Source organism: Mameliella sp. AT18, from assembly GCF_028807275.1.
Classification (GTDB): Bacteria; Pseudomonadota; Alphaproteobacteria; order Rhodobacterales; family Rhodobacteraceae; genus Antarctobacter; species Antarctobacter albus.
In genome coordinates, this window is record NZ_JARAMO010000058.1 from 1 (window position 1) to 22,043 (window position 22,043).

Genomic DNA, 22,043 nt, shown 5'->3' on the forward strand with positions numbered 1-22,043 from the left:
ACCCGCCTGCAGGTGGAACACCCGGTGACGGAACTGATCACCGGCGTCGACCTGGTCGAACAGATGATCCGCGTCGCCAATGGCGAGCCGCTGTCGATCACCCAGGACGACGTGCAGATCAACGGCTGGGCGATCGAGAACCGCCTTTACGCCGAGGATCCCTATCGCGGTTTCCTGCCCTCCATAGGTCGCCTGACCCGCTACCGTCCGCCCGCCGAGGGCGAACTGAGCGAGGGCATCGTGCGCAACGATACCGGCGTCTACGAGGGCGGCGAGATCAGCATGTACTACGACCCGATGATCGCCAAGCTGTGTACCTGGGGCAAGACGCGGGACGCGGCCATCGAGACCATGCGCAACGCGCTCGACAGTTTCGAGGTCGAGGGCATCGGCCACAACCTGCCCTTCGTCGCCGCCGTCATGGACCACCCGAAATTCATCTCGGGCGACATGACCACCGCCTTCATCGCCGAGGAATACCCCGAGGGCTTCGAGGGCGTGACCCTGGGCGAGGATGAACTCAAGCGCGTTGCCGCCGCTGCTGCCGCGATGAACCGCGTGGCCGAGATCCGGCGCACCCGCGTCACCGGGCGCCTTGGCAACCACGAACGCCGCGTCGGGAGCGACTGGGTCGTCAGCCTGCAGGGGGTCGACTACGACGTTGTCATCGACGCCGACCCCGATGGCTCGACCGTCAATTTCGCCGATGGCTCCAGCCTGCGCGTCGAGGGCCGCTGGACCCCGGGCGACACGCTGGCCCACATGACGGTGAACGGCGCGCCGCTGGTGCTGAAGGTCGACAAGGTCACGCATGGCTTCCGCCTGCGCACCCGTGGCGCCGATATGCGCGTCCATGTCCGCTCGCCCCGGCAGGCGGAACTGGCCCGGCTCATGCCCGAGAAACTGCCGCCCGACACCTCCAGGATGCTGCTCTGCCCGATGCCCGGCCTGATCGTGAAGGTCAACGTGGCCGAGGGCGACGAGGTGCAGGAGGGGCAGGCGCTCTGCACTGTCGAGGCGATGAAGATGGAAAACATCCTGCGCGCCGAGAAAAAGGGCGTGGTGGCCAAGATCAACGCCGGACCGGGCGACAGCCTGGCCGTCGACGACGTGATCATGGAGTTCGAATAAGGCATGGTCCGCCGCGCCCTCCGCATCTGGCTCATGCACAGCCTGGCGTTTCTCGCCGGGCTGGTGGTGTCGGGGGTGGTGGCGGTCGGCCTGTGGTTCGTGGTGCCGACAGAGGGCGGCAACGCGCTGTTCGTCGGCAGCGCGCTTGCGGTCTCCATCGTTTCGGTGGGGACCGGCTATGGCGTCTACCTGGCCCTGCTGGCGGCGCTTCTGGACCTGCTGCCCGGCTGGGGCTTTTACCTTGGTGGGCCGCTGGTTGTGCTGGCGGTCATGACGCTGGTCTTTTGCGCGGTCTATTTCCGGATGCTGGCGGCCGGGGCTGGCAGCCTGCTGGGCTATGCCCTGCTGTTCGGGATCGGCGGGATTGCCCTGCACCTGCGTCTGCGCGGCGACGAACCGCGGGCAGAAACGGGGGACGGCGGATGACCCGGCTCTCGGCAACGGATCCTAAACGCCTTGGCACTAACCTGCCCGCAACGAGTACGGGCAAGGGGGCAGGGCGGTCTGGTGCGGTTTCTTCGGCAGATGGTGGTTCTCGCGGCCCTCGGGGGGCTGCTGACGGGCTGTTTCCGCCTCGACACCGAAGAGGCGGTGCGCGCGCAGCTGGGCGGCTGGGTCTTCCTGGCACAGACGCGGGCCTTTACCTCGCGCGGGACCTGCACGGCGGCGATCTTCGACACGATCTCGGGCGAGGTGCGGGCCTCCGGTCCGTTGCGGCGGGTGGACGATCTGCACGCCGGTCAGCGCCTGCTGTCGCAGGGCCGCGCGGTGGCCTTCGAGATCCCCGGCATGACCCCCAACTTGGTGTCCGAGGGGCTGATGTCGGTCAATCTCTACGAGGGGCTGGGCCTGATCTCCAGCTTTGTCGGCCCGGCCCGCGCCTGCATGGACGCGACATTCCAGGCCGATGTCTACCTGGCGCTGATGTCGGACGAGACGGTGATGATCTACGATCCCGCCACCAACGCGCTGGCGTTGCTGCACCGGCCCTCGCAGATCGCCTTTTTCCTGCGCGGCAACGTCTGAACGGGGACTCGGCCTACCTGTCGCGTGCCTCCTGCTGGCGCAGGGGCAGCTTGTCGATCGAGCGAGAGATCTCGCGCACCGACCAGGGGCCGGGTTTGCGCGCCACGATGCTGCCGTCCTTGGCCAGGATCGCCAGCATGAACCCGCGCGGGCGCAGTTTCTGCCGGACCGAGCTGCGCGCCCCGGGATCGGTGTCGGTGATCACCACCACGTCGCGCTCTTCCAGCGCGTCCAACCGTTCGGTGATCAGGTTGATCTGCTCGACATACCGCGGGTCGGCGGGGCTGTCGGCAAAGACGACGACGGGCCGCTTGATCCACAGCCAGTCCTCCAGTGAGGTTTCGGCCGCGGGACGGATCATCTCGAAATCATCCGTGGTCTCGGCCCCCTGGGCGGCCGAGGTACTGGCAAAGGCGCCCATCAGGGCAGCGGCGATCAGTCGGGTCAAACCATGCATGACAAAAGATATAAGCGCGGACCGGCGGGCTGCACAGCTTTCCCGCGCCAGTGCCCGGAAAAATTTTACCTTTAACGGCATTCTCACCTGTCCCGGCGCAGTCTCGTGCCCGATCCAGGACCCCGGCGCAGTCCGCGCCTCTGGGTCGCGACCGGGGGGCATTGCCTGATGGACATCATCCTGCACGCCGGTGCCCACCGCACCGCCACCACCAGTTTCCAGGCCTACCTGCGCACGCATGGTGCCGCGCTCAAGCCGCGCGGCATCGGGTTCTGGGGCCCGCGCAGGACACGCAACGGCCTGCTCTTCGACGTGGTCGAACGTCCCGAGTCGCCCGAGGCCGCCCGCCGCGCCGCCGGGCGCCTGGGCGTGAATCTCGAAAAATCCCGGGGTCTCGGCCTGCGCCACCTGGTCATCACCGATGAGAACATGATCGGCACCGCGCGCAACTGTCTGCGGCAGCAGGCGCTTTACCCGGCGATCGGCGAGAGGATGGCGCGTCTGTCCGCGGCGGCCGGGGGCGTGGTGAAGATCACGCTCCAGATCCGCTCGCTGGATCACTGGTGGGCCTCGGTGGCGGCCTACCTGGTGCCGCGCGGGCAGTCGCGCCCGGCGCCCGACGCCATTGCCGCGCTGGCGCGGAGCACGCGCAGCTGGCGCGCGGTCATCACCGACCTGGCCTGCGCCTGTCCCGATGCAACGATCCAGGTCACGCCCTTCGAATGTTTCGCCGACCGTCCCGACCTGCTGTTGCAGGTCATGACCGGGGAACCGGGCCTGCCGCTGGCGGACACCGGGCGGTTCCTGGAAAACCGCCGCCCCGACACCGCCGCGCTGCACGCGGCGCTGGAGGCGCGGGGCGAGGACACTGGCGGACTGCAAGAGGCCCCGGTGCCGACGCGCTGGTCGCCCTTCGACGAGGTTCAATCGGCGCGCCTGCGCCATGCCTACGAACAGGACCTGGCCTGGCTGCGCGCGGGCGCCGACGGGCTGGCCACACTGACAGAGACCCCGCAGCCGACAACCGGGACAGAGACCCGGACCCGGCTGCCATGAAGACTTGAAGAGAGGACGAGACGATGACGGATCTGCCCGAAAGCTGGCGCGAGACGGCTGAAAAGGAACTGCGGGGCCGCCCGCTGGACGACCTGACCTGGAACACGCTCGAAGGCATCGCGGTCAAGCCGCTTTATACCGCCGCCGACATCGAGGGACTGCCCCACATGGGCACCCTGCCGGGGGCAGAGCCCTTTACCCGTGGCGTCAAGGCGACGATGTACGCCGGCCGTCCCTGGACGATCCGGCAATATGCCGGGTTTTCGACCGCGGAGGAGAGCAACGCCTTCTACCGCCGTGGCCTGGCCGCCGGTCAGCAGGGGGTCTCTGTCGCCTTCGACCTGGCCACCCACCGCGGCTATGACAGCGACCACCCGCGCGTGGTCGGTGACGTGGGCAAGGCCGGTGTCGCCATCGACAGCGTCGAGGACATGAAGATCCTCTTCGACGGCATCCCGCTGGACAAGGTCTCGGTCTCGATGACCATGAACGGCGCGGTGATCCCGGTGCTGGCTAATTTCATCGTCACGGGTGAGGAACAGGGCCACGACAAGTCGGTGCTGTCCGGGACCATCCAGAACGACATCCTCAAGGAGTTCATGGTCCGCAACACCTATATCTACCCGCCGGCCCCCTCGATGCGGATCATCTCGGATATCATCGAGTACACCTCGAACGAGATGCCGAAATTCAACAGCATTTCCATCTCCGGCTACCACATGCAGGAGGCCGGCGCGAACCTGGTGCAGGAGCTGGCCTTCACGCTGGCGGACGGCAAGGAATACGTGAAAACCGCGATGGAAGCGGGGATGGACATCGACAAGTTCGCCGGGCGGCTGTCCTTCTTCTTTGCCATCGGCAAGAACTTCTTCATGGAGGTGGCCAAGCTGCGCGCGGCGCGGATGCTCTGGCACCGGATCATGACCGAACTGGGCGCGCAGAACCCGCGGTCGAAGATGCTGCGCACGCACTGCCAGACCTCGGGCGTGTCGCTGGCCGAACAGGACCCCTACAACAACGTCATCCGCACGGCCTATGAGGCGATGTCGGCGGTCCTGGGGGGCACCCAGTCGCTGCACACCAACGCCCTGGACGAGGCCATCGCCCTGCCCACGGATTTCAGCGCCCGCATCGCCCGCAACACCCAGCTGGTGTTGCAGGAGGAAACCGGCGTGACCAAGGTGGTCGACCCGCTGGCCGGCTCCTACTACGTCGAGAAACTGACCCATGACCTGGCCGAGGAAGCCTGGAAACTGATCGAGGAAGTGGACGAGATGGGCGGCATGACCCGCGCCGTCGAAAGCGGCATGCCCAAGCTGCGGATCGAGGAGGCCGCCGCGCAACGCCAGGCCGCCATCGACCGCGGCACCGACGTGATCGTCGGCGTCAACAAGTACAAGCTCGACAAGGAGGATGACCTCGACATCCTCGACATCGACAACCAGAAGGTGCGCGAAAGCCAGGTGGCGCGCCTGGAAAAGATCCGGGCCAGCCGCGACGAGGCGGCCTGTCAGGCGGCGCTGGACGAGCTTACGCGCCGGGCGAAAGAAGGGGGGAACCTACTGGACGCCGCGGTCGAAGCCGCCCGCGCGCGCGCCTCTGTCGGAGAGATCAGCATGGCAATGGAAAAGGAATTCGGCCGTCACCGCGCCGAGGTCAAGACTTTGGCGGGCGTCTACGGCGCCGCCTACGAAGGCGACGAGGGCTTTGCCGCGATCCAGAAATCGGTCGAGGATTTCGCCGAGGCCGAGGGACGCCGCCCGCGCATGCTGGTGGTCAAGATGGGCCAGGACGGCCACGACCGGGGCGCCAAGGTGATCGCCACCGCCTTTGCCGACATCGGGTTCGACGTGGACGTCGGCCCGCTGTTCCAGACGCCCGAAGAGGCGGCGCAGGACGCCATCGACAACGACGTGCATGTGATCGGCATTTCCAGCCAGGCTGCCGGCCACAAGACGCTGGCACCGCAACTGGTCAAGGAGCTGCAGGCGCAGGGCGCAGGCGACATCATCGTGATCTGCGGCGGGGTGATCCCGCACCAGGATTACGAGTTCCTCTACGGCGCCGGCGTGAAGGCGATCTTTGGCCCAGGGACCAACATTCCCGAGGCGGCACAGGACATCCTGCGGCTGATCCGCGACGCCCGCGCCGACGCGGCCTGAGCCACGGTTCGAGAGAGGTCTCGGCCCGCTGACGCGGGCCGACCCGCGCGCGCCCTGTCGGGCGCGCGCGGCGGGGCCTGCGCCCCCGTTTGGGGGTATTTACACCAAGAAGAAGCAGGCAGGCGCTCCTGGGCTTGCATGGCGCGGCGCGGGCCGCACGGTGGCCCTGTTCATCCCGTTGGCGCGGGTCTATCGTCGCCGCCGGAGTAGGATGAAAGGGCCTGCGCGATGATGGAACTCGATCATATTGCCGTGGCGGGCACGGACCTGGCGGCGGCCGTGGCCTGTTGTGAGGCGGCCTTGGGCGTTCCGATGGGGCCGGGCGGACGACACGCGCGCTATGGCACCCATAACCGGCTGATCGGCGTGGCGCCGCGCCTCTACCTGGAGGCCATCGCCATCGACTCCGATGCCCCGCCGCCACCCGATGCGCGCTGGTTCGGGCTGGATGATTTCAGCGGGCCGGCGCGGCTCGACAAGTGGATCTGCCGGGTGCCGGACATCGACGCCGCCATCGCCGCCTTGCCTGTGGCCGGGCGCCGGGTGGACCTGGAACGCGACGGGCTGCGCTGGTCTATGGCGGTGCCGGAGGATGGCAGGCTGCCCTTTGACGGGCTGTTCCCGGCGCTGATCCAGTGGCATGTGCCGAGCCCGCCGGGGCAAAGCCTGCCGCCCTCGGGGCTGACGTTGACCTGCCTGACCGTGGTGCATCCCGAGGCGGCGGCCCTGGAGGCATTGCTGGCGCCGCATCTGCAGGCGCCGCTGGTGCGGTTCGAGCCCGCCGACAGCCCGCGTCTGTCCGCTGAGATGACCGGCCCGGAGGGCGCGATCCGCCTCTGACCCGCGACGGGTGTTCGCAGGTGCAGAATTTTCCCCGATCCGCCCCTGACAGCGCCTGCCCGAGCGCGTAGACTTGCCACCATGTCGATCTGGACACGCATATCGCGGGCCTTGCAGGCCCTGACCTCGGGCGAGGGGCTGACGGCCGTCTTTGACCGGCTGCGCGCGCCGCCCGAGCGCAGCGTGGCCTTTACCATCGCCGTGATCGCCCTGTCGGCCAAGATGGCCAAGGCCGACGGGCTGGTAACGCGTGACGAGGTGACGGCCTTTCGCGAGGTGTTCCACATCGCGCGCGAGGACGAGGCCGGGGCAGCCCGGGTCTTCAACCTCGCCCGGCAGGACGTGGCCGGATACGAGGATTACGCCCGCCGCATCGCGGCCATGTTTGGGCAGGGCACCGGCACGCTTTGCGACCTGATGGAAGGTTTGTTCCACATCGCCCTGGCCGACGGCACCTATCACCCGGCAGAGGATGCCTTCCTGGCCGATGTCGCCGTCATCTTCGGCATGGACGAGGGACAGTTCCGCACCCTGCGCAGCCGTTTCGTGCCCGATGCGGCGCCCGATCCCTATACGGTTCTTGGCGTCAGCCCGGAGATGCCGCTGGACCAGATCCGCAAGACCTGGCGGCAGTTGGTCCGTGAAAGTCACCCGGACGCGATGATCGCCCGGGGCGTGCCGGAGGAGGCGGTCAAGATCGCGGAGAAACGGCTGATCGACATCAACCGCGCCTGGGAAGAGATTTCCGCGCGCGAAACCGCCTGACGGGCCATGCGCCTGGCCAGCTACAACGTCGAATGGTTCGACTCGCTGTTCGATGACAAGGGCCGCCCGCTGATCGACAACGAGTTGGGCGGGCGTCATCGCATCGCCCGGGGCGACCAGCTGGAGGCGCTGGGCTACGTCTTTCGGCGAATGGAGGCGGATGCGATCATGGTGATCGAGGCGCCCGACACCAATCGCCGCCGGTCCACCACCCGCGCACTGGCCAATTTCGCCGAGGCCGCGGGGCTGCGCACGCGCGAGGTGGCCACGGGGTTCGTCAACAACACCCAGCAGGAAATCGCGCTGCTCTATGACGCGGACAAGCTGCGCGTGCGTCACGATCCGCAGGACAGCAAGGTGGCGCCGCGCTTTGACACCGAGTTCGAGATCGACCTGGACATCGACGCCCGCGCCGACCGCGTGGTCTTTTCCAAGCCGCCGCTGGAACTGGCGGTCGAAACCATGTCGGGCCACAGCCTGCGGTTCATCGGGGCGCATCTGAAATCCAAGGCGCCGCATGGGGCGAAGGGCCAGGACGAGGTCATGAAACTGGCCATCGCCAACCGGCGCAAGCAACTGGCCCAGGCGGTCTGGCTGCGCCGGCGGGTGGTAGCACACCTTGAGGCGGGCGAGGACCTGGTGTTGATGGGGGACCTGAACGACGGCCCCGGCCTCGACAGTTACGAGGGGCTGTTCGGGCGCAGCTCGGTCGAGATCCTGCTGGGCGATGGCGACGGCGAAGAGCTGCATCTCTATGACCCGCACGCGGCCGAGGCGCTGCAGCGGCGGCTGGGGGCGCAGCCCACCACCGCGCGCTTTTTCCTCTACGACGAGAAACGCTACCTGCAGGCGCTGCTGGATTACGTGATGATCTCGCCGGGGCTTCGGGCGCGGAACCCGCGCTGGCGCATCTGGCATCCTTTCGACGACGCGGAATGCTGGCAGGACGAGGCCCTGCGCGCTTCGCTGCTGGTGGCCTCGGACCATTTCCCGGTCACGCTGGACATCGACCTCTGAACCCTTCCCAGGGCCTTTCCCGGTGCCTATATCTATGGACATGAGACAGCTTGCCATGCCCGCCCTTGTCCTGACCCTTGTCGCCGCGCCGCTGGCCGCCGAGGAGGAACCGGATGGTCTCAACCTGATGGAAGAGGGGGCCAAGCTCTTTCTGCGCGGCTTGATGACAGAGATGGAACCGGCGCTGGAGGAGATGGACAGGACCCTGCGCGAGATGCAGCCCATGATGCGCGATTTCGCCGCCGAGATGGGGCCCGCCCTGGGCGAGATCCTGGAAAAGGTCGAGGACTGGACGCTCTATCACCCGCCCGAGATGCTGGAAAACGGCGACATCATCATTCGCCGCCGGGTCCCGCTGGTGCCCGAGGCGCCCGACCTGCCAGAGCCGCAGGCGGTCCCGGACGAAAAGATCGACCTGTAAGGGCGGTCGGATCGCCGGGCCGGATGCGGGCTCAGACGATCATGACTTCGCGGCTGTCTGCCCCCAGCGCGTCGGCCAGGGCCTTGAGCCGGGCCTCTCCCACCTCGCCGTAAAGCGGGGCCGTGGTGCCGTCGAGGTGCAGTTCCAGCGCCCTGGTCTCGGCATCCCAGGCCAGCCGCGGGCCGGTGCCGTCCGCCTTCAGCGTCCAGAGCATCGCGCCGAAACGCAGCGCCTTGCCCAGCACTTCTGCCTCTGTCTGGTGCGGTTCGTCCAGCAGGGCAAAGAGATCCTCGAACCGCGTGCCTTCGCGCTTGTTGCGATAGCGGTGCAACAGGGCAAGCCCCAGGTAGACCCGTTCCCAGTGCTTCAACCCGCCCATGTTGGCGCGCGTGGCATTGTCGAAACAGACCTCGGCGCGATAGTCGGGATGCGCGCGCCAGCTGACGTCATGCAGCAGGCAGGCCGCGTGGATCAGCCGCCGCCGCGAGGCGCTAGCATCGGGAAAGAGCGGCAGCACGAAATCATAGAGCGCGGCGCCGAACCCGGGCATCCGCGCGTCCTTGGCCTCGGCAAAGCGGCAGGCCTCGATCAGCGGATCGCGGTCGCGCAGTTCCTGCGGCATCTGTTCAAACAGCATGCCTTCGCGGATGCCGTAGCTGGAAATCGCGATGTCCTTGGGTTCGAAACATTCCAGCAGGCGCAACAGGACCTCGCTGGCGAAGGGGACCAGGGCCATCCGCGCGGCCGAGACGCCGCAGGCCTTGCGCAGCGCGTCGTGATCCTCGTTGGCCTCGATGTAGGCGACGGTCTCGCGGACCGAATCCGCGTCCATCCGGTATTCGTGCAGCACCTGCAGCGGATAGCCCTGCCGGTGCATGTCGATCCGTGCGATCGCCCGCCAGCTGCCACCGACCAGGAACAGCCGGTCGCGCTGTGTGCCCATGTGTTCGGCCAAGGCCTTGAGTTCGCGCTTGATCTGCTTGTCGCGCGCCTTGCGCCCGCCTTCGATATCGCGCAGTTTCAGCGGCCCCAGCGGCGAGGTCACGCGGCGGCCGACCTCTCCGTCGTGGATTTCCGCCAGTTCCATCGAGGACCCGCCGATGTCGCAGACAAGGCCGTAACTGCCGGGCCAGCCCAGCAGCACGCCCTGCGCCGACAGCCGCGCCTCTTCGGCGCCGTCGATCACCCAGACCCGCAGGCCGGTGGCGGATTCCAGCACCCGGCGGAATTCCTCGCCGTCCTCGGCGTCGCGCATCGCGGCGGTGGCCACCACGGTCAGGTCCGGCAGGTCCATGCCATTGGCCAGGGCGCGAAAGCGCAGCATGGCGCGCAGCGCGCGCTCGCGTCCCTCGGGGTTCAGGCGGCCGGTCTCGGCCATCCCGGCGCCCAGGCCGCACATGATCTTTTCGTTGTAGAAATAGGCCGGGCTGCGCGCAGCCCCGTCAAAGACCACCAGCCGGACCGAGTTCGAGCCGATGTCCACGACACCCACCCGGGACAGGGCCCGCGCCTTCGGATCGTTGAAGAGCGGCCTGCCAAACGGGTCCCAGTGCCCGTGCGTTTCCTCTTGCCCGTCCATCCGAATCCCGCTGTCTCTCGGCGGGGTTATGGCCCTATCGAACCCGGGGGGTCAATCAAAAGCACCAGACCTTGCGCGGCACTGACGTGCCGTTCTCAAGGTCTGGTGCATCTTGCTTAGCGGAACAGCGACAGCAGGGACTGCGGTGCGCGGTTGGCGATCGACAGTGCCTGCATGGCCAGTTGCTGCTGGACCTGCTGTGCCTGCAGCTTGGCGGAAACCTCTTCGAGATCGGCATCCACCAGCGTTCCGATGCCCGATTTCAGCGCGTCGGTCAGGCCCGAGACAAAGTCTTTCTGCGTGTCCAGGCGCATCTCGGCAGAGCCGAAGGCGGCGGCTGCGTCGATGGAGGTCTGGATCAGGCCCTCGATTTCGGCCAGGGCGCTGTCGGCACCGGCCTGGGTGGTGACGTCGATATTCCCCAGTTCCGCCAGTCCGCCGCCGATTGTCGTGGTGGCATCGGGGTCATACTGCTGCACGGTGATCGAGAAGTTGTCGCCGCCCTGGTCCGCGCCGGTAAAGGTGATCTGGTTGCCGCTTGCCGTGGCGTCGATGGTGCCCTCGTTGCCGGCGCCCAGGTCGTCGCTGACATATTTGTTGAAGGCGGCGGCGAGGCCCGCGGCCACGTCCTCCATCGTGTCACCGTCGCGGGCGACATAGGAAATGTCGTTGCGATCAGCGGTGTTGGAGGGGCCATTGCCCGCCGTGGCCGTGATCTCGACCGAAAAGCCGGTTCCGGCGGCGACGGTTGTCGTGGCTGCGGCGCCAAAGGTCGTTGTGCCGGTGGGGGCGGTGGCGTTGCCCGTCATGGTGGCCGCCGCGCCGTCGCCGGTGCCGGTGATGTCATTGGCCGCGCCGGCCAGCGCGGTCAGGCCGCTGCCGATGCTGCTCTGGCCCTGGCCCAGGTCCTGTTTGGACACCCGGATGTCGCTGGAGGTCACGCCGTCCATCGTCCGGTTGAGCGAGGACAGGACGTTGATGCCGCCGGACCCTGCGGTCTGGTCGGTGTTGGTCAGCATGGCCTGGCCGTTGAACTGCGCCGCGCTCACGATCGAGCTGATCTGGTCGCGCAGGGCGTCGATATCGGTCTGGATCTTGGCCCGGTCGACGTTTTCCTCCTGCGCGGCGACGATCTTGCCCTTCACCTCGGTCAGGAGTTCGGTCACCGTCTCGGCGCCCTGGCGGGCGACGGAAATCGTCGCCTGGCCCAGGCTCAGGCTGTCGGACACCTTCTGAAAGCCCTGGACGTCGGCCTCCATGACTTTGGAAATCGCCCAGACCGCCGCATTGTCCTGCGAAGAGGCCACCTTCTTGCCGGTGGCGATCTGCATCTGGGTGTCGCCCATCGAGGCGTTGATCGCTTTCAGCGTCTGTAGGGCCGCCGTGGCCCCGGGATTGGAATTGATACTCGACATTCGCTTTCGCCTTTCTCGTCAGAGGGCGCGTTTCGCGCCCGGCATCATGGCCGCCGTTCTGACGCTGCGGACGACAGGGGGTCGCCCGCGCCACGAAAAGCTCGTGCAGGGTGACTATTGCCCTGCTGTCTTTAACCCGTCTTTAACGATTTGCGGCGCTGACGGGGTGATACTGGGGCAAGACTATGGCGCGAATTGTCCGGGGTTTATTGAGGATCTGGAAACAGAGGTTGCCGATTTCGAAACAGGGGAGGGGCGTGCCGTCGATTTCTGCGACGACGTGCCGGGCAGTTGCCTTCGCGCGGCGGCGTTTGACCCTAGAACACCCGTGAAAGCATGCGCGATGCAGCTGCTCGTGGTGTCGGTTCGGCGGACAAATCAGTCTTTCGACGATCCTGTCTCGTTGGCCGCTCAGTCATTGCCATAGCTCAGCAAGCGGACTTCCTCGGTGTCAACCTGGACGGCATAGACCCGGTAATCCCTCGCGACCGGAGTGTTGCCGTCGCGACGCGCGACCGCTTCGAGAAGGAGCCATCCGTCGCTGAACACGTAGGGTGTCAGCGGAGGCCCGTGTTCGTTGCCGTAGTCGAACAGGTCGGTCAGTCCGGGAAAAGAGGTGGTCGGGATGAAGATCGAAGAACGACGTCCGTCCAACCCGAACATCCTGATCTCGCCTGGTCGGGAGAATGCGCCTGTGGCAATCAGCAAGCGGCTTTCCGCGTCATAGAGCATCTCCGCGGCATCATACTCGTCCAGGTCGGTTACGACGGCCCATGCCCCTGTCCGAGCGTCGACAGAGTACAGGTAACCCTCGTCGCCGTACGTGATGCAATAGATCATCTGCGAGCCCGGGTCGTACACCGCCGTTGCCGGCAAGAGGACATCGGGGACATCGGGTGAGATCGCAAACCGTCGTGTACCTGTTGGGCTGGAAAGCGTGATCCCGGATTCATCGAAGACCAGAGTGAAATCTGTATTTTCACCCTGGTTCCGGGTCCAGTTGCGGATCTTCGGCGGCAGATCGTCGCTTTCGCCCAGGCGCCGTGAAAGGTAGTCACGCGAGAGCCCCTCGGTTCTCGTGTCGACATGATCCACCCTGACCGGCACGTCGGTTGCCTTGTGCACCCCCTGGAAGCTGCTGAGGCGCTCTGTTTTCATACTGTCCGTCACGGCCTCGACCAGCGTTCGGAACTCGCTCCCCAGCGGGCGGAATGCCAGGGGCAACCCGGAGACCTGCACGCCAGCCATCGGAATCCCGTTGAGAGTGACTTTGCTGTCCGTTGGGCCAGGGCCACTCCTGATGATTTCGCCGATAATGGTTTCGGCCGTGGCTTCAACCTTCCAGTGCAATTCCCCGCCGTCCAGCAACACGAGGCCGACTTCCTCGCCCGGGCGGTCCACTACGAGCCGGGCCTCTGGCAGCGCATAGTAATCTTCGGTCTGGTATCCATCGCCGACCGATACGACATGAACCTCGCGTTCGGCCAATACCGGACCGGCAAGTCCGGGGAGAAGGCAGGCGAGCAATATTCCATGCAAGTTCAACATCGGTGTCACAAGGAGCGAACGGACCGCAACCCGTTGGGGGTCGCAGGCAACGGGTCTGCCGTGCATCCTATCGCGACGGGGCATTTCCGTCGAGGCTGGCCGCTCTGGGCATTGCGCTCATCGTCGGCGCATCAAGGCGAAACGCCGACCGTTCTGCCAATTGCAGCAAGTGACCGTCAGGGCGTGAAGCGGGTGATGGACGGGCTGGTGAATCCCGCCAGCAGCATCATGCCTGATATAGCGCAAGTCTTCCGGGGCCCCCCAAACGCAAAAGCGCCCCCGCAGGGGCGCTTTCCGTTCATGAGCACTGTGCCGCGTCAGTCGCTGGTATGGGTCAGCTTGGGCACGTCCGAGGCCCCTGCGGAACCGCGCCCGGAGAGCGAGGGGTTCTCCATGAAGAAGCGGTGGCAGTTGAACGAGAACTCGCCCTCGGGCACCGGATAACGGGTGAATTTGCCCGAGGGCTCCATGACCCAGCTTTGTGCCGTGTCGGCCAGGTTCGCCGCCATGACCTGGCTGACGATCTGCGCCTTGACCGTGGCATTGTGGATCTCGACCCCGGTTTCGACCCGGCGGTTCAGGTTGCGGCCCATCCAGTCGGCGGAAGAGATGAAGACCCGCGCCTTCTTGCTCGGCAGACCGGACCCGTTGCCGAAACAGACGATCCGCGAATGTTCCAGGAACCGGCCAACGATGCTTTTGACCCGGATGTTGTCGGACAGGCCCTTGATGCCCGGCCGCAGCCCGCAGATGCCGCGAATCACGCAATCGACCTTCACGCCGCCCTGGCTGGCGCGATAGAGCGCGTCGATCATGTCCGGCTCGATCAGCGAGTTCATCTTGATCCAGATCTGCGCCGGGCGGCCCGCCTTGGCGTGTTCGATCTCCTGGTCGATCATCGCGATCATACCGGTCTTCAGCGAATGCGGCGAGATCAGCAGGTTCTCCAGCCCGGCGGGCATGGCATAGCCCGAGAGGTAGTTGAAGATCTTGGCAGCATCCCGCCCCAGCGCCGCGTCACAGGTAAAGAACGACAGGTCGGTGTAGATCTTGGCGGTGATCGGGTGGTAGTTGCCGGTTCCCCAGTGGGTATAGGTCACCAGCCGGTCGCCCTCGCGCCGGACGACCTGGGAAATCTTGGCGTGGGTCTTCCAGTCGAGGAAGCCATAGACCACATGCGCGCCCGAGCGTTCCAGCCGCCGCGACTGGCGGATGTTGGCGGCTTCGTCGAACCGCGCCTTGAGCTCGACCAGCGCGGTCACCGACTTGCCGTCCTCCGCCGCCTCGCAGAGCGCTTCGACGATGGGAGAGTTCTTGGAGGTCCGGTAAAGCGTCTGCTTGATCGCTACAACGTCCGGGTCCAGCGCCGCCTGCTTGAGAAAGCGGACCACCATGTCGAAGGTCTCGTAGGGGTGATGCAGCAGCATGTCTTTCTGCTTGATCGCCTCGAACATGTTGCCGTCGTGGTCCTGCACCCGTTCCGGAACCCGTGGCGTGAAGGAGGGCCACAGAAGGTCGGGGCGGGCGTCGATCACGAGTTCCTTGGTGTCGGCCACGCCGATCATGCCTTCAAGCTCGATCACTTCCTCGGGGCGGACGTGCAGCTCGTCCATGACGATCTTGCGCAGCCCCTCGGGGGCACCCTTGGTGACGGTCAGGCGCACCACCTCGCCGCGGCGGCGGCGCTTCAGTGCCACCTCGAATTCGCGCACCAGGTCCTCGGCCTCTTCCTCGACTTCCAGGTCGCTGTCGCGCAGCACGCGGAAGCCGAAGTGATCCTTGACCCGGTAGCCCGGGAACAGGCTGTCGATGTGCAGCAGCAGCACGTCCTCAAGCTGGATGAAGCGGTGTTCGCGGTCGCCGGTGGGCAGCTCCATGAACCGGTCGATCTGCTGCGGGATCGGCAGGAGCGCCTGCAAGGGCCGCTTGTCGCGGATGCGTTCCAGTTGCAGCGCCAGGCAAAACCCCATGTTGGCGATGAAGGGGAAGGGGTGCGCCGGGTCGATCGCCAGCGGCGAGAGCACCGGAAAGACCTGCGCCAGGAAGGCCTCTGCCAGATATTTCACATCCGCCTCGGTGAGGTCGGAGCGGGTGACGATGGACATGCCTTCCTCGGCCATCAGGTCGCGCAGCAGCGTCAGCACGCGCTGCTGTTCGGCCATCAGGCTGCGGGCGTCCTCGTCGATCAACACCAGCTGTTCGGCCGGCGTCAGGCCGTCGGCGGCGGGGGTGGTATTGCCGTTGTGGGCCAGCTCGCGCAGGCCGGCGACACGGACGGTATAGAACTCGTCCAGGTTCGCCGCCGAGATCGACAGGAAGCGCATCCGCTCCAGTAGCGGGACGCGGGGATTCTCGGCCTCTTCCAGCACCCGCCAGTTGAAACCGAGCCAGCTCAGCTCGCGGTTGTGGAAACGTCCCGGGCCGGCCGGATCGAGGTCCGGCAGGTCGGTGGCGGGCGGCAGCGGGGCTTTGAGAAAGTCGGCTTGAGTCATGGGGCGCTTATGCCTCCGCAAGTGAAACAGGTTTATGACGGCGCGCGGGTGACGTGCCTGAAGATCGTGGCCGGTGGTGCCCGACAGGTGCCGGTGCGGGTGGATCAGTCCTGCGCGCCACCGGGATCGTGCCGCGAGGTGCCGCGGTCCTCGGCCCCGGGCGGCACCAGCCGCGACAGCACCCGCGCCGCCATCGGGCGGGTGATGTCACGCTGATGGGCCAGCGCCTCGGCGTCCAGCGCCGCCACCAGCCGCGCCGCCGTGGCATAGCTGCGCGGCATGTGGCGCACAAGATAGGACAGGACCTCGGGACTGGGCAGCAACTGGCGGTCGGCAAAGAGCTTGGCCAGCAGGGCCGCCAGCAGGGAATCGTCCGGCTCGCTGATCTGGGCCAGCTGGGCGTGCATCATGCGGCTGGCCAGGTCGGGCAGGACAAGCGGCCAGTGCGCGGGCGCCCGTGTCGCCGTGACCATCAGCGTGCCGCCGTTCGCCAGCACCAGGTTGTGCAGGTGAAATAGCATTTCCTCGGCGGGGCGGTCGCCGGCGATCTCCTCGATGTCCTCGACGCAGACCGGGCCGCCCGCCAGCGCGGGGATGGTCTCGGGGGTGAGATCGCGGGCCTTGACGATCCGCGCCCCCGACTGCGCTGCCCAGACATGGGCCAGGTGGGTCTTGCCCGATCCCGGCGGCCCGACCAGCACCAGCTTGTGCGAGGGCCAGGCACGCCAGCCCTCGATCTGGGCGACTGCCAGCATGTTGGCGGGACTGACAAAGAAATCCTCCCAACCCAGCGCCGTCCGCGACGGCAGGGGCAGCGGCAACTGGCTGGCCGTGCTCATCTGTCGTCGCTTTCGAAAAAGCTCTCGCGCGCAGAGATGCCCAGGAACAGGCGCGAGCCCTTGTATTGCTGGATCGCGAAGCGGATCAGCACACCCAGCGCCGCCGCCAGCGGCACCGCCACCAGGAGGCCGACAAAACCGAAGAGCGTGCCGAAGACCGACAGGGCCAGCAAGAGCCAGACCGGGTGCAGCCCGACCGAGTTGCCCACCAGGTTGGGGGTCAGGATATTGCCCTCGACGAACTGGCCGAACTGGAAGATGGCGTAGACCGCCACGATCCACCACCATTCGCCCCAGAACTGGAAGATCGCCAGCCCCACCGCCAGCACCCCGCCGACGATGGCGCCGACATAGGGAATGAAGGTCAGCGCCCCGGCGATCACGCCCACCACCGGCCCGAATTGCAACCCCACGGCCCAGAGCGCCAGTGCGTAATAGCCGCCCAGGATCAGGCAGACCGACCCCATGCCGCGGATGAAGCCCGCCAGCACCCGGTCGACCTCTGCCGCGAGTCGGCGGACCACCGGCTTGTGGTCGAGGGGCAGCATGTCATCCACCCGTTCGACCATCCGGTCCCAGTCCATCAGCAGGTAGACCGCCACGACCGGCGTGATCAGCAGCAGCATGACCAGGTTGAGCAGCGAGCCCACCGAGGCCAGCGCCGCCTGGATCAGCTGGCCGCCGCGCTGCTTGATCGTGTCGCCAAGGTCGATCAGCGTGGTCCGGACCACGCTGCCCTCGTCCATGATGTTGGGGAACCGTTCGGTCAGAAAGGCCTGCAGGTCGCGGAACAGCTGCGGCGCGAATTCGAACAATGCGATGGCCTGCTGGATCAGCAGCGGGATTACCGCCAGCGTCATGACGACAAAGAGGATCAGCGCCGCCACGGTGATCACCGCCGTCGCCGCCCCGCGTTTCAGCCCGGCGCGTTCCAGCGCGTCGGCCACCGGGTCCAGGCAATAGGCGATGGCGCCGCCCAGGATGAAGGGCAACAGCACGTCTCCCAGGAACCAGAGCACGACAGAAAAGACCGCTGCCGCGATCCCCCAGTACTTCATCTGATCCCTTACGGGCAGGGCCATTTGCTATCCTTTCGAACATGTCCTTCATCGCCCGTATATGGCCGGGATTCAAGGATTTGCACGTCACGGCCCTGCGAAAACTGGGGAGTGTTCGGTGGATGAATGCCCTAGGATATCACCTTGCCGCGTTCAGCGGCGATCTCTGCCTCCAACCGGCGCATCAGGCGGCGGCGCTTCAGCGGGTTGCGGGTCAGCCCGCGCAGCGCCTCTCGTCCCCGGATCCGGGCCTGATCCGCCAGATAATCCGCCCGTTCGACCGACCCGTCGACGGTGGTGTCGAAACAGGACAGAGCGGTGCGCGCGACGGTTTCGTAGATCTCTGCGTCTGTAGGGGGCGGAGGGGCCGCCGTTTCGGGCGCCTCGTCCGGCGCGCGCGGGGTGGGGGTGACATATCGGGCAAGGCAACGGTCGAACTCGCGCCTCAGCGCGGGCATCTCCCGGTCGGGCACGTGCCGAGTGCCCTCCAGAAAGTCCCGCACCAGCACCATTTCGGCCCGCGCGCTGGTCCGCGTGCTCTCGGGCATCATCTCCCAGACCTCCGCCATCCTCGGCGCGATGTCCTTCTTGTGCACTCGGTCCTCCCGCCTTGCCGCGGGGCAGGTTATCCGGTTGTGCCCCCACTGTCAGCCCGCTCGTGATCCCTTTGGATGGCGTTTCACACCCATCCTCCCGCCACTGCCCGCCAGGCCATCCCCGCGTGCTCTTGCCTGCCTTCATCCAACCCGCTACGAGGGGCAAAACCGCTGTTCCAGAGGACCCAAATGCGCCTGTCCCGCTACTTCCTGCCCGTTCTCAAGGAAACGCCCTCCGAGGCGCAGATCGTAAGTCATCGCTACATGCTGCGCGCCGGCATGATCAAGCAGGCCAGTGCGGGCATCTATTCCTGGCTGCCGCTGGGCTTCAAGGTGCTCAAGAACATCGAGAATATCGTCCACGAGGAGCAGATCCGCGCGGGCCATATCCCGATGCTGATGCCGACGCTGCAATCGGCCGATCTCTGGCGGGAATCCGGCCGCTACGACGATTACGGTGCCGAGATGCTGCGCATGAAGGACCGGCATGACCGCGACATGCTGTACGGTCCCACCAACGAAGAACTGATCACCGACATCTTCCGCAGCCACGTCGGCAGCTACAAGGACCTGCCGCTGACGCTGTATCATGTGCAGTGGAAGTTCCGCGACGAGATCCGCCCGCGTTTCGGCGTGATGCGGGGCCGCGAGTTCTACATGAAGGACGGCTACAACTTCGACCTGACCAAGGAAGACGCGCTGCACGCCTACAACCGCCACCTCGTCAGCTACCTGCGCACCTACGAGCGGATGGGCCTTCAGGCGATCCCGATGCGCGCCGACGGCGGGCCGATCGGCGGCGATTACACCCATGAATTCCTGGTGCTGGCCGAGACGGGCGAGTCCGAGGTCTTTTACGACAGCGAGATCACCGACCTGAAGTTCGGCGACCGCGCAATCGACTACGACAGCCACGCGGAATGCCAGGCGGTGCTGGAGGAGTTCACCTCGCGCTATGCCCGCACGGATGAAACCCACGACGAAGAGATCTTTGCCAAGGTCCCCGAGGCGCGTCGCCGGCAGGCGCGCGGCATCGAGGTCGGTCAGATCTTCTACTTTGGCACGAAATACTCCGAGCCGATGGGGGCGACCGTGCAGGACGCCGAGGGCAACAAGGTGCCGGTGCACATGGGCAGCCACGGGATCGGTGTCAGCCGCCTGCTGGGCGCGATCATCGAGGCCAGCCACGACGACAAGGGCATCATCTGGCCCGAAGGCGTGACGCCCTTCCACTGCGGTATCGTCAACCTCAAGTCCGGCGATGCCGAGGCCGATGCCGCCTGCGAGGCGCTTTATGCCTCGATCACCGCGCTGGGGCTGGAGCCGCTCTACGACGACACCAACGAACGGGCTGGCGGCAAGTTCGCCACGATGGACCTGATCGGTCTGCCCTGGCGGATCACCGTCGGGCCGCGCGGTCTGAAAAACGGCGTTGTCGAACTGACCTCGCGCCGCACCGGCGAAAGCGAAGAGCTGCCCCCCGATGAGGCGGTGGCGCGGATCGCGGCGATTTACAACAAGGTGCTGCCGGGGGCATGATCCGCGGGCGTCAGCCCCGGGAGACCCCATGCGTCACATAGTCCTGTCACTTTGTATCGGGCTGGGCCTTTGCGGTCCGGCCCTTTCTGAAACCGTGGGCCGGTTCGGAGTCTCGGCCAGCTTGCCCGAGGGCTACGAAATCGGCCCGCGCCCGGGCAATGACGACGGGCGTGCTTTCTTCTATCCCGATGGCGCCGAAATCCGTCTTTGGGGCGGCTGGGTGATGGAGCCGCTGGCAGTGGAGCGCGCCAATCGGCGTGGATACTACTTTCAGGACGGCGCCGAGATCACCTATGACGCGGCGGGGGCGGACTGGTTCGTGCTCTCGGGCTACGCCGGCGAGACTATCTTTTATCTGCGGGTCGAGGCGGGCCGCACCTGCGGCGGCGAAGAGGCGCTGGCCTACCTGGAAATCCGCTATCCCGAGGCGCAGCGCGCCCGCTACGATCCGCTGATCGCGGGCATCGCGCGTTCGCTAGGGTTCGGCCCGTGCTGAGGGCCTTGGCACTGGTCCTGGCACTGGTCCTGGGGGTGGCCGCCGCGCCGGTTCTGGCCCAGTCCGACCGCGTGGCGCAGGAATGGGACAAGTGGCTGAAGGCGCAGGGCAATCCACCCGGCGCGCTGGTCTTCATGATCGGGGACAGCCTGTTGCTGGGGCAGGACAGCGGCTTTGATCCTGATCTGGCGGTGCCCATTGCCAGCCTGTCCAAGGGGATCACCGGGCTCTGCGCCCAGGCGCTGGTGGACGAGGGGCTGATGGCCTGGGATGATCCGTTGAACCGCTGGATCGAGGGCGGCGGCACCATCACGCTGGCCCAGCTCGTGACCCATACCTCGGGCCTCTGGCCGGATGAAACGCAGGGTGCAATGGCCCAGTGGCGCGGTGACACCACCCGCCGCTGGCAGCAGGTGACGGCCAATGCGCTCGACCGGGACCGGCAAGGGGGCAGGCCCGGCAGCTACCGCTACAACAACGAGAATTACGCGATCCTGGGCCTGGTGATCGAGGAGGTCGCGGGGGAGTGGTACGACAAGGCCTGCGCCCCCCGCGTGCTGGACCCGCTGGGGATCACCACGGCGCGGCTCTCGCCCGAGTATGGCGGTTATGGCCCCTGGGGCGGCTGGCAGATGTCGGTGCGCGACTACGCGCGGCTGATGCGCGGCGGTTTCGCGGCGATGGACCCGCGGGATACCCCCTCGGCCAGTCTGGGCGGCGGCGCCTTCTACGGGCTGGGGATGCTGTTTCGCACCGGTCGTAACACGGCCAACCACTGGCATTTCGGCGCGCTTTGTTTCGAGGACGCGGGCCTGGGCGCCTTTGCGGTCAACTGGGCAGGGAAATACACCGTGGTCGCGGCCTATGGCGCCTGTGTCGACGGCAAGGCGATGGCGCGGCTGGACGCGGCGCTGGCCCGGGCGGTTTTCGCCGACTGACCCCCGGCGCACGCTTTCCCCTCGTCCAGGGCTGCGCTTTCTGGCATTCTGGGGCCAAGATCGCCAGCAGACGCGACGGGAGGCACAGGCAGATGTTCTTGCGGGTATTGACCCTTGCAGCCGGGCTGACAGGCGCGGCGGGCCTGTCGCAGTTCCCCGAGTATTCCCAGCAATACATGCAGCGCCTCGGCGGTACGGTGGATGAACTGGCGCGCCAGGTCACGCGCTACGAGGGTGACGCCGCCCGGGTGGGGATGGACCTGGACGCCTACCTGGCCGCGCTGGCCGAAGAGGGCGACATGGCGCGGACCCAGGCCGGGAACATGGCCAGCGACATCGCCCGGCACGAACGCCTGTCGGCGGCGCTGGCGCGGCTGGAAGGGGCCGGGCCCTTCATGCGGGCGAAACTGGCCTTCGAGGTGCTGCCCGACAGCGAGGTGGCCGCGCGCGCCTTCGAGACCTACAAGCCCGCGGTGCCCGCAACCTTCGAAGGCGCGGTCTTTGCCGGGGCGGGTTTCCTTGCGGGCTGGGCGGTTCTGGCGCTGGGCTTTGCCATCCTGCGGCGGTCCTGGCGGATCATGACCGCGCCCCTGCGCGGACGGGGCGAGACGCCGAACCGGGGCGAAGCCTGAGGCAGAGGGCACGCCAAGGCGGCAAGAGGTCCGGGG

General features: G+C 66.6%; 22 protein-coding genes. 14 read left to right on the forward strand and 8 right to left on the reverse strand.

The genetic code is table 11. The features are described 5' to 3' along the window. From PVW46_RS07350 to PVW46_RS07360, 3 genes are all read left to right on the forward strand, one after another. On the forward strand, positions 1-1,131 hold a 1,131-nt coding region (locus tag PVW46_RS07350), incomplete at its 5' end, for a biotin/lipoyl-containing protein (protein ID WP_274575401.1). Between the two features lie 33 nt (positions 1,132-1,164). Next, positions 1,165-1,557, forward strand: coding sequence for a hypothetical protein (locus tag PVW46_RS07355; RefSeq protein ID WP_274575403.1), 393 nt, complete (start codon positions 1,165-1,167; stop codon positions 1,555-1,557). Positions 1,558-1,638: 81 nt separating this feature from the next. After that, positions 1,639-2,157 (forward strand): hypothetical protein, encoded by a 519-nt coding sequence (locus PVW46_RS07360; RefSeq protein ID WP_069209935.1) that lies wholly within the window; start codon positions 1,639-1,641, stop codon positions 2,155-2,157. A gap of 13 nt (positions 2,158-2,170) precedes the next feature. Here the strand turns inward: PVW46_RS07360 and PVW46_RS07365 are convergent, their stop codons facing one another. Further along, entirely contained in the window at positions 2,171-2,614 is a 444-nt protein-coding gene (locus tag PVW46_RS07365; RefSeq protein WP_082024687.1) for a DUF4174 domain-containing protein, read from the reverse strand. Between the two features lie 168 nt (positions 2,615-2,782). On the opposite strand from PVW46_RS07365, the gene PVW46_RS07370 reads away from it, so the two are divergent. From PVW46_RS07370 to PVW46_RS07395, 6 genes are all read left to right on the forward strand, one after another. Beyond that, on the forward strand, positions 2,783-3,670 hold the full coding sequence (locus PVW46_RS07370) for a hypothetical protein (protein ID WP_274575410.1): 888 nt from the start codon (positions 2,783-2,785) through the stop codon (positions 3,668-3,670). A gap of 23 nt (positions 3,671-3,693) precedes the next feature. Beyond that, the gene (gene scpA, locus PVW46_RS07375; protein WP_069209934.1) at positions 3,694-5,832 is read left to right on the forward strand and encodes a methylmalonyl-CoA mutase; all 2,139 of its coding nucleotides are present in this window, start codon (positions 3,694-3,696) and stop codon (positions 5,830-5,832) included. A 228-nt stretch (positions 5,833-6,060) separates the two neighbouring features. Next, a complete protein-coding gene (locus tag PVW46_RS07380; RefSeq protein ID WP_069209933.1) occupies positions 6,061-6,672 on the forward strand; it encodes a VOC family protein in 612 nt (203 codons plus the stop codon). A gap of 81 nt (positions 6,673-6,753) precedes the next feature. Further along, positions 6,754-7,437 (forward strand): molecular chaperone DjiA, encoded by a 684-nt coding sequence (locus PVW46_RS07385; RefSeq protein WP_069209932.1) that lies wholly within the window; start codon positions 6,754-6,756, stop codon positions 7,435-7,437. Between the two features lie 6 nt (positions 7,438-7,443). Further along, a complete protein-coding gene (locus PVW46_RS07390; protein WP_069209931.1) occupies positions 7,444-8,454 on the forward strand; it encodes an endonuclease/exonuclease/phosphatase family protein in 1,011 nt (336 codons plus the stop codon). A gap of 40 nt (positions 8,455-8,494) precedes the next feature. Further along, on the forward strand, positions 8,495-8,875 hold the full coding sequence (locus PVW46_RS07395; RefSeq protein ID WP_069210087.1) for a hypothetical protein: 381 nt from the start codon (positions 8,495-8,497) through the stop codon (positions 8,873-8,875). Positions 8,876-8,906: 31 nt separating this feature from the next. On the opposite strand, the gene PVW46_RS07400 is transcribed toward PVW46_RS07395, so the two are convergent. After that, a complete protein-coding gene (locus PVW46_RS07400; protein WP_069209930.1) occupies positions 8,907-10,454 on the reverse strand; it encodes a Ppx/GppA family phosphatase in 1,548 nt (515 codons plus the stop codon). Positions 10,455-10,570: 116 nt separating this feature from the next. Beyond that, positions 10,571-11,869: a flagellin N-terminal helical domain-containing protein gene (locus PVW46_RS07405; protein WP_069209929.1), complete on the reverse strand. Its 1,299-nt coding sequence runs from the start codon at positions 11,867-11,869 to the stop codon at positions 10,571-10,573. Between the two features lie 46 nt (positions 11,870-11,915). Here PVW46_RS07405 and PVW46_RS07410 point away from each other — a divergent pair, with 46 nt between their 5' ends. Next, complete coding sequence (locus tag PVW46_RS07410; protein ID WP_274575414.1) at positions 11,916-12,296, forward strand: hypothetical protein; 381 nt, start codon at positions 11,916-11,918, stop codon at positions 12,294-12,296. Here the strand turns inward: PVW46_RS07410 and PVW46_RS07415 are convergent. The 5 genes from PVW46_RS07415 to PVW46_RS07435 form a co-directional block, all read right to left on the reverse strand. After that, complete coding sequence (locus PVW46_RS07415; RefSeq protein ID WP_069209928.1) at positions 12,281-13,417, reverse strand: hypothetical protein; 1,137 nt, start codon at positions 13,415-13,417, stop codon at positions 12,281-12,283. The two genes, PVW46_RS07410 and PVW46_RS07415, sit on opposite strands and share 16 nt — an antisense overlap. Before the next feature lie 317 nt (positions 13,418-13,734). Next, on the reverse strand, positions 13,735-15,909 hold the full coding sequence (locus PVW46_RS07420; RefSeq protein WP_043144289.1) for an RNA degradosome polyphosphate kinase: 2,175 nt from the start codon (positions 15,907-15,909) through the stop codon (positions 13,735-13,737). A 104-nt stretch (positions 15,910-16,013) separates the two neighbouring features. Further along, positions 16,014-16,748, reverse strand: coding sequence for an HdaA/DnaA family protein (locus PVW46_RS07425; RefSeq protein ID WP_052244625.1), 735 nt, complete (start codon positions 16,746-16,748; stop codon positions 16,014-16,016). After that, positions 16,745-17,830, reverse strand: coding sequence for an AI-2E family transporter (locus tag PVW46_RS07430; RefSeq protein WP_069209927.1), 1,086 nt, complete (start codon positions 17,828-17,830; stop codon positions 16,745-16,747). The genes PVW46_RS07425 and PVW46_RS07430 overlap by 4 nt, the downstream gene beginning before the upstream one ends. Before the next feature lie 107 nt (positions 17,831-17,937). Next, positions 17,938-18,402, reverse strand: coding sequence for a hypothetical protein (locus PVW46_RS07435; RefSeq protein ID WP_139132333.1), 465 nt, complete (start codon positions 18,400-18,402; stop codon positions 17,938-17,940). 189 nt (positions 18,403-18,591) lie between these two features. Here PVW46_RS07435 and proS point away from each other — a divergent pair, with 189 nt between their 5' ends. The 4 genes from proS to PVW46_RS07455 all read left to right on the forward strand — a co-directional run bounded on the left by proS (position 18,592) and on the right by PVW46_RS07455 (position 22,007). Next, on the forward strand, positions 18,592-19,941 hold the full coding sequence (gene proS / locus PVW46_RS07440; protein WP_069209925.1) for a proline--tRNA ligase: 1,350 nt from the start codon (positions 18,592-18,594) through the stop codon (positions 19,939-19,941). Between the two features lie 28 nt (positions 19,942-19,969). Continuing rightward, positions 19,970-20,437 (forward strand): hypothetical protein, encoded by a 468-nt coding sequence (locus PVW46_RS07445; RefSeq protein ID WP_069209924.1) that lies wholly within the window; start codon positions 19,970-19,972, stop codon positions 20,435-20,437. Further along, on the forward strand, positions 20,431-21,375 hold the full coding sequence (locus PVW46_RS07450; RefSeq protein WP_139132332.1) for a serine hydrolase domain-containing protein: 945 nt from the start codon (positions 20,431-20,433) through the stop codon (positions 21,373-21,375). Before PVW46_RS07445 ends, PVW46_RS07450 begins: the two co-directional genes overlap by 7 nt. 92 nt (positions 21,376-21,467) lie before the next feature. Beyond that, entirely contained in the window at positions 21,468-22,007 is a 540-nt protein-coding gene (locus PVW46_RS07455) for a DUF2937 family protein (protein WP_069209922.1), read from the forward strand. Positions 22,008-22,043: the final 36 nt, after the last annotated feature.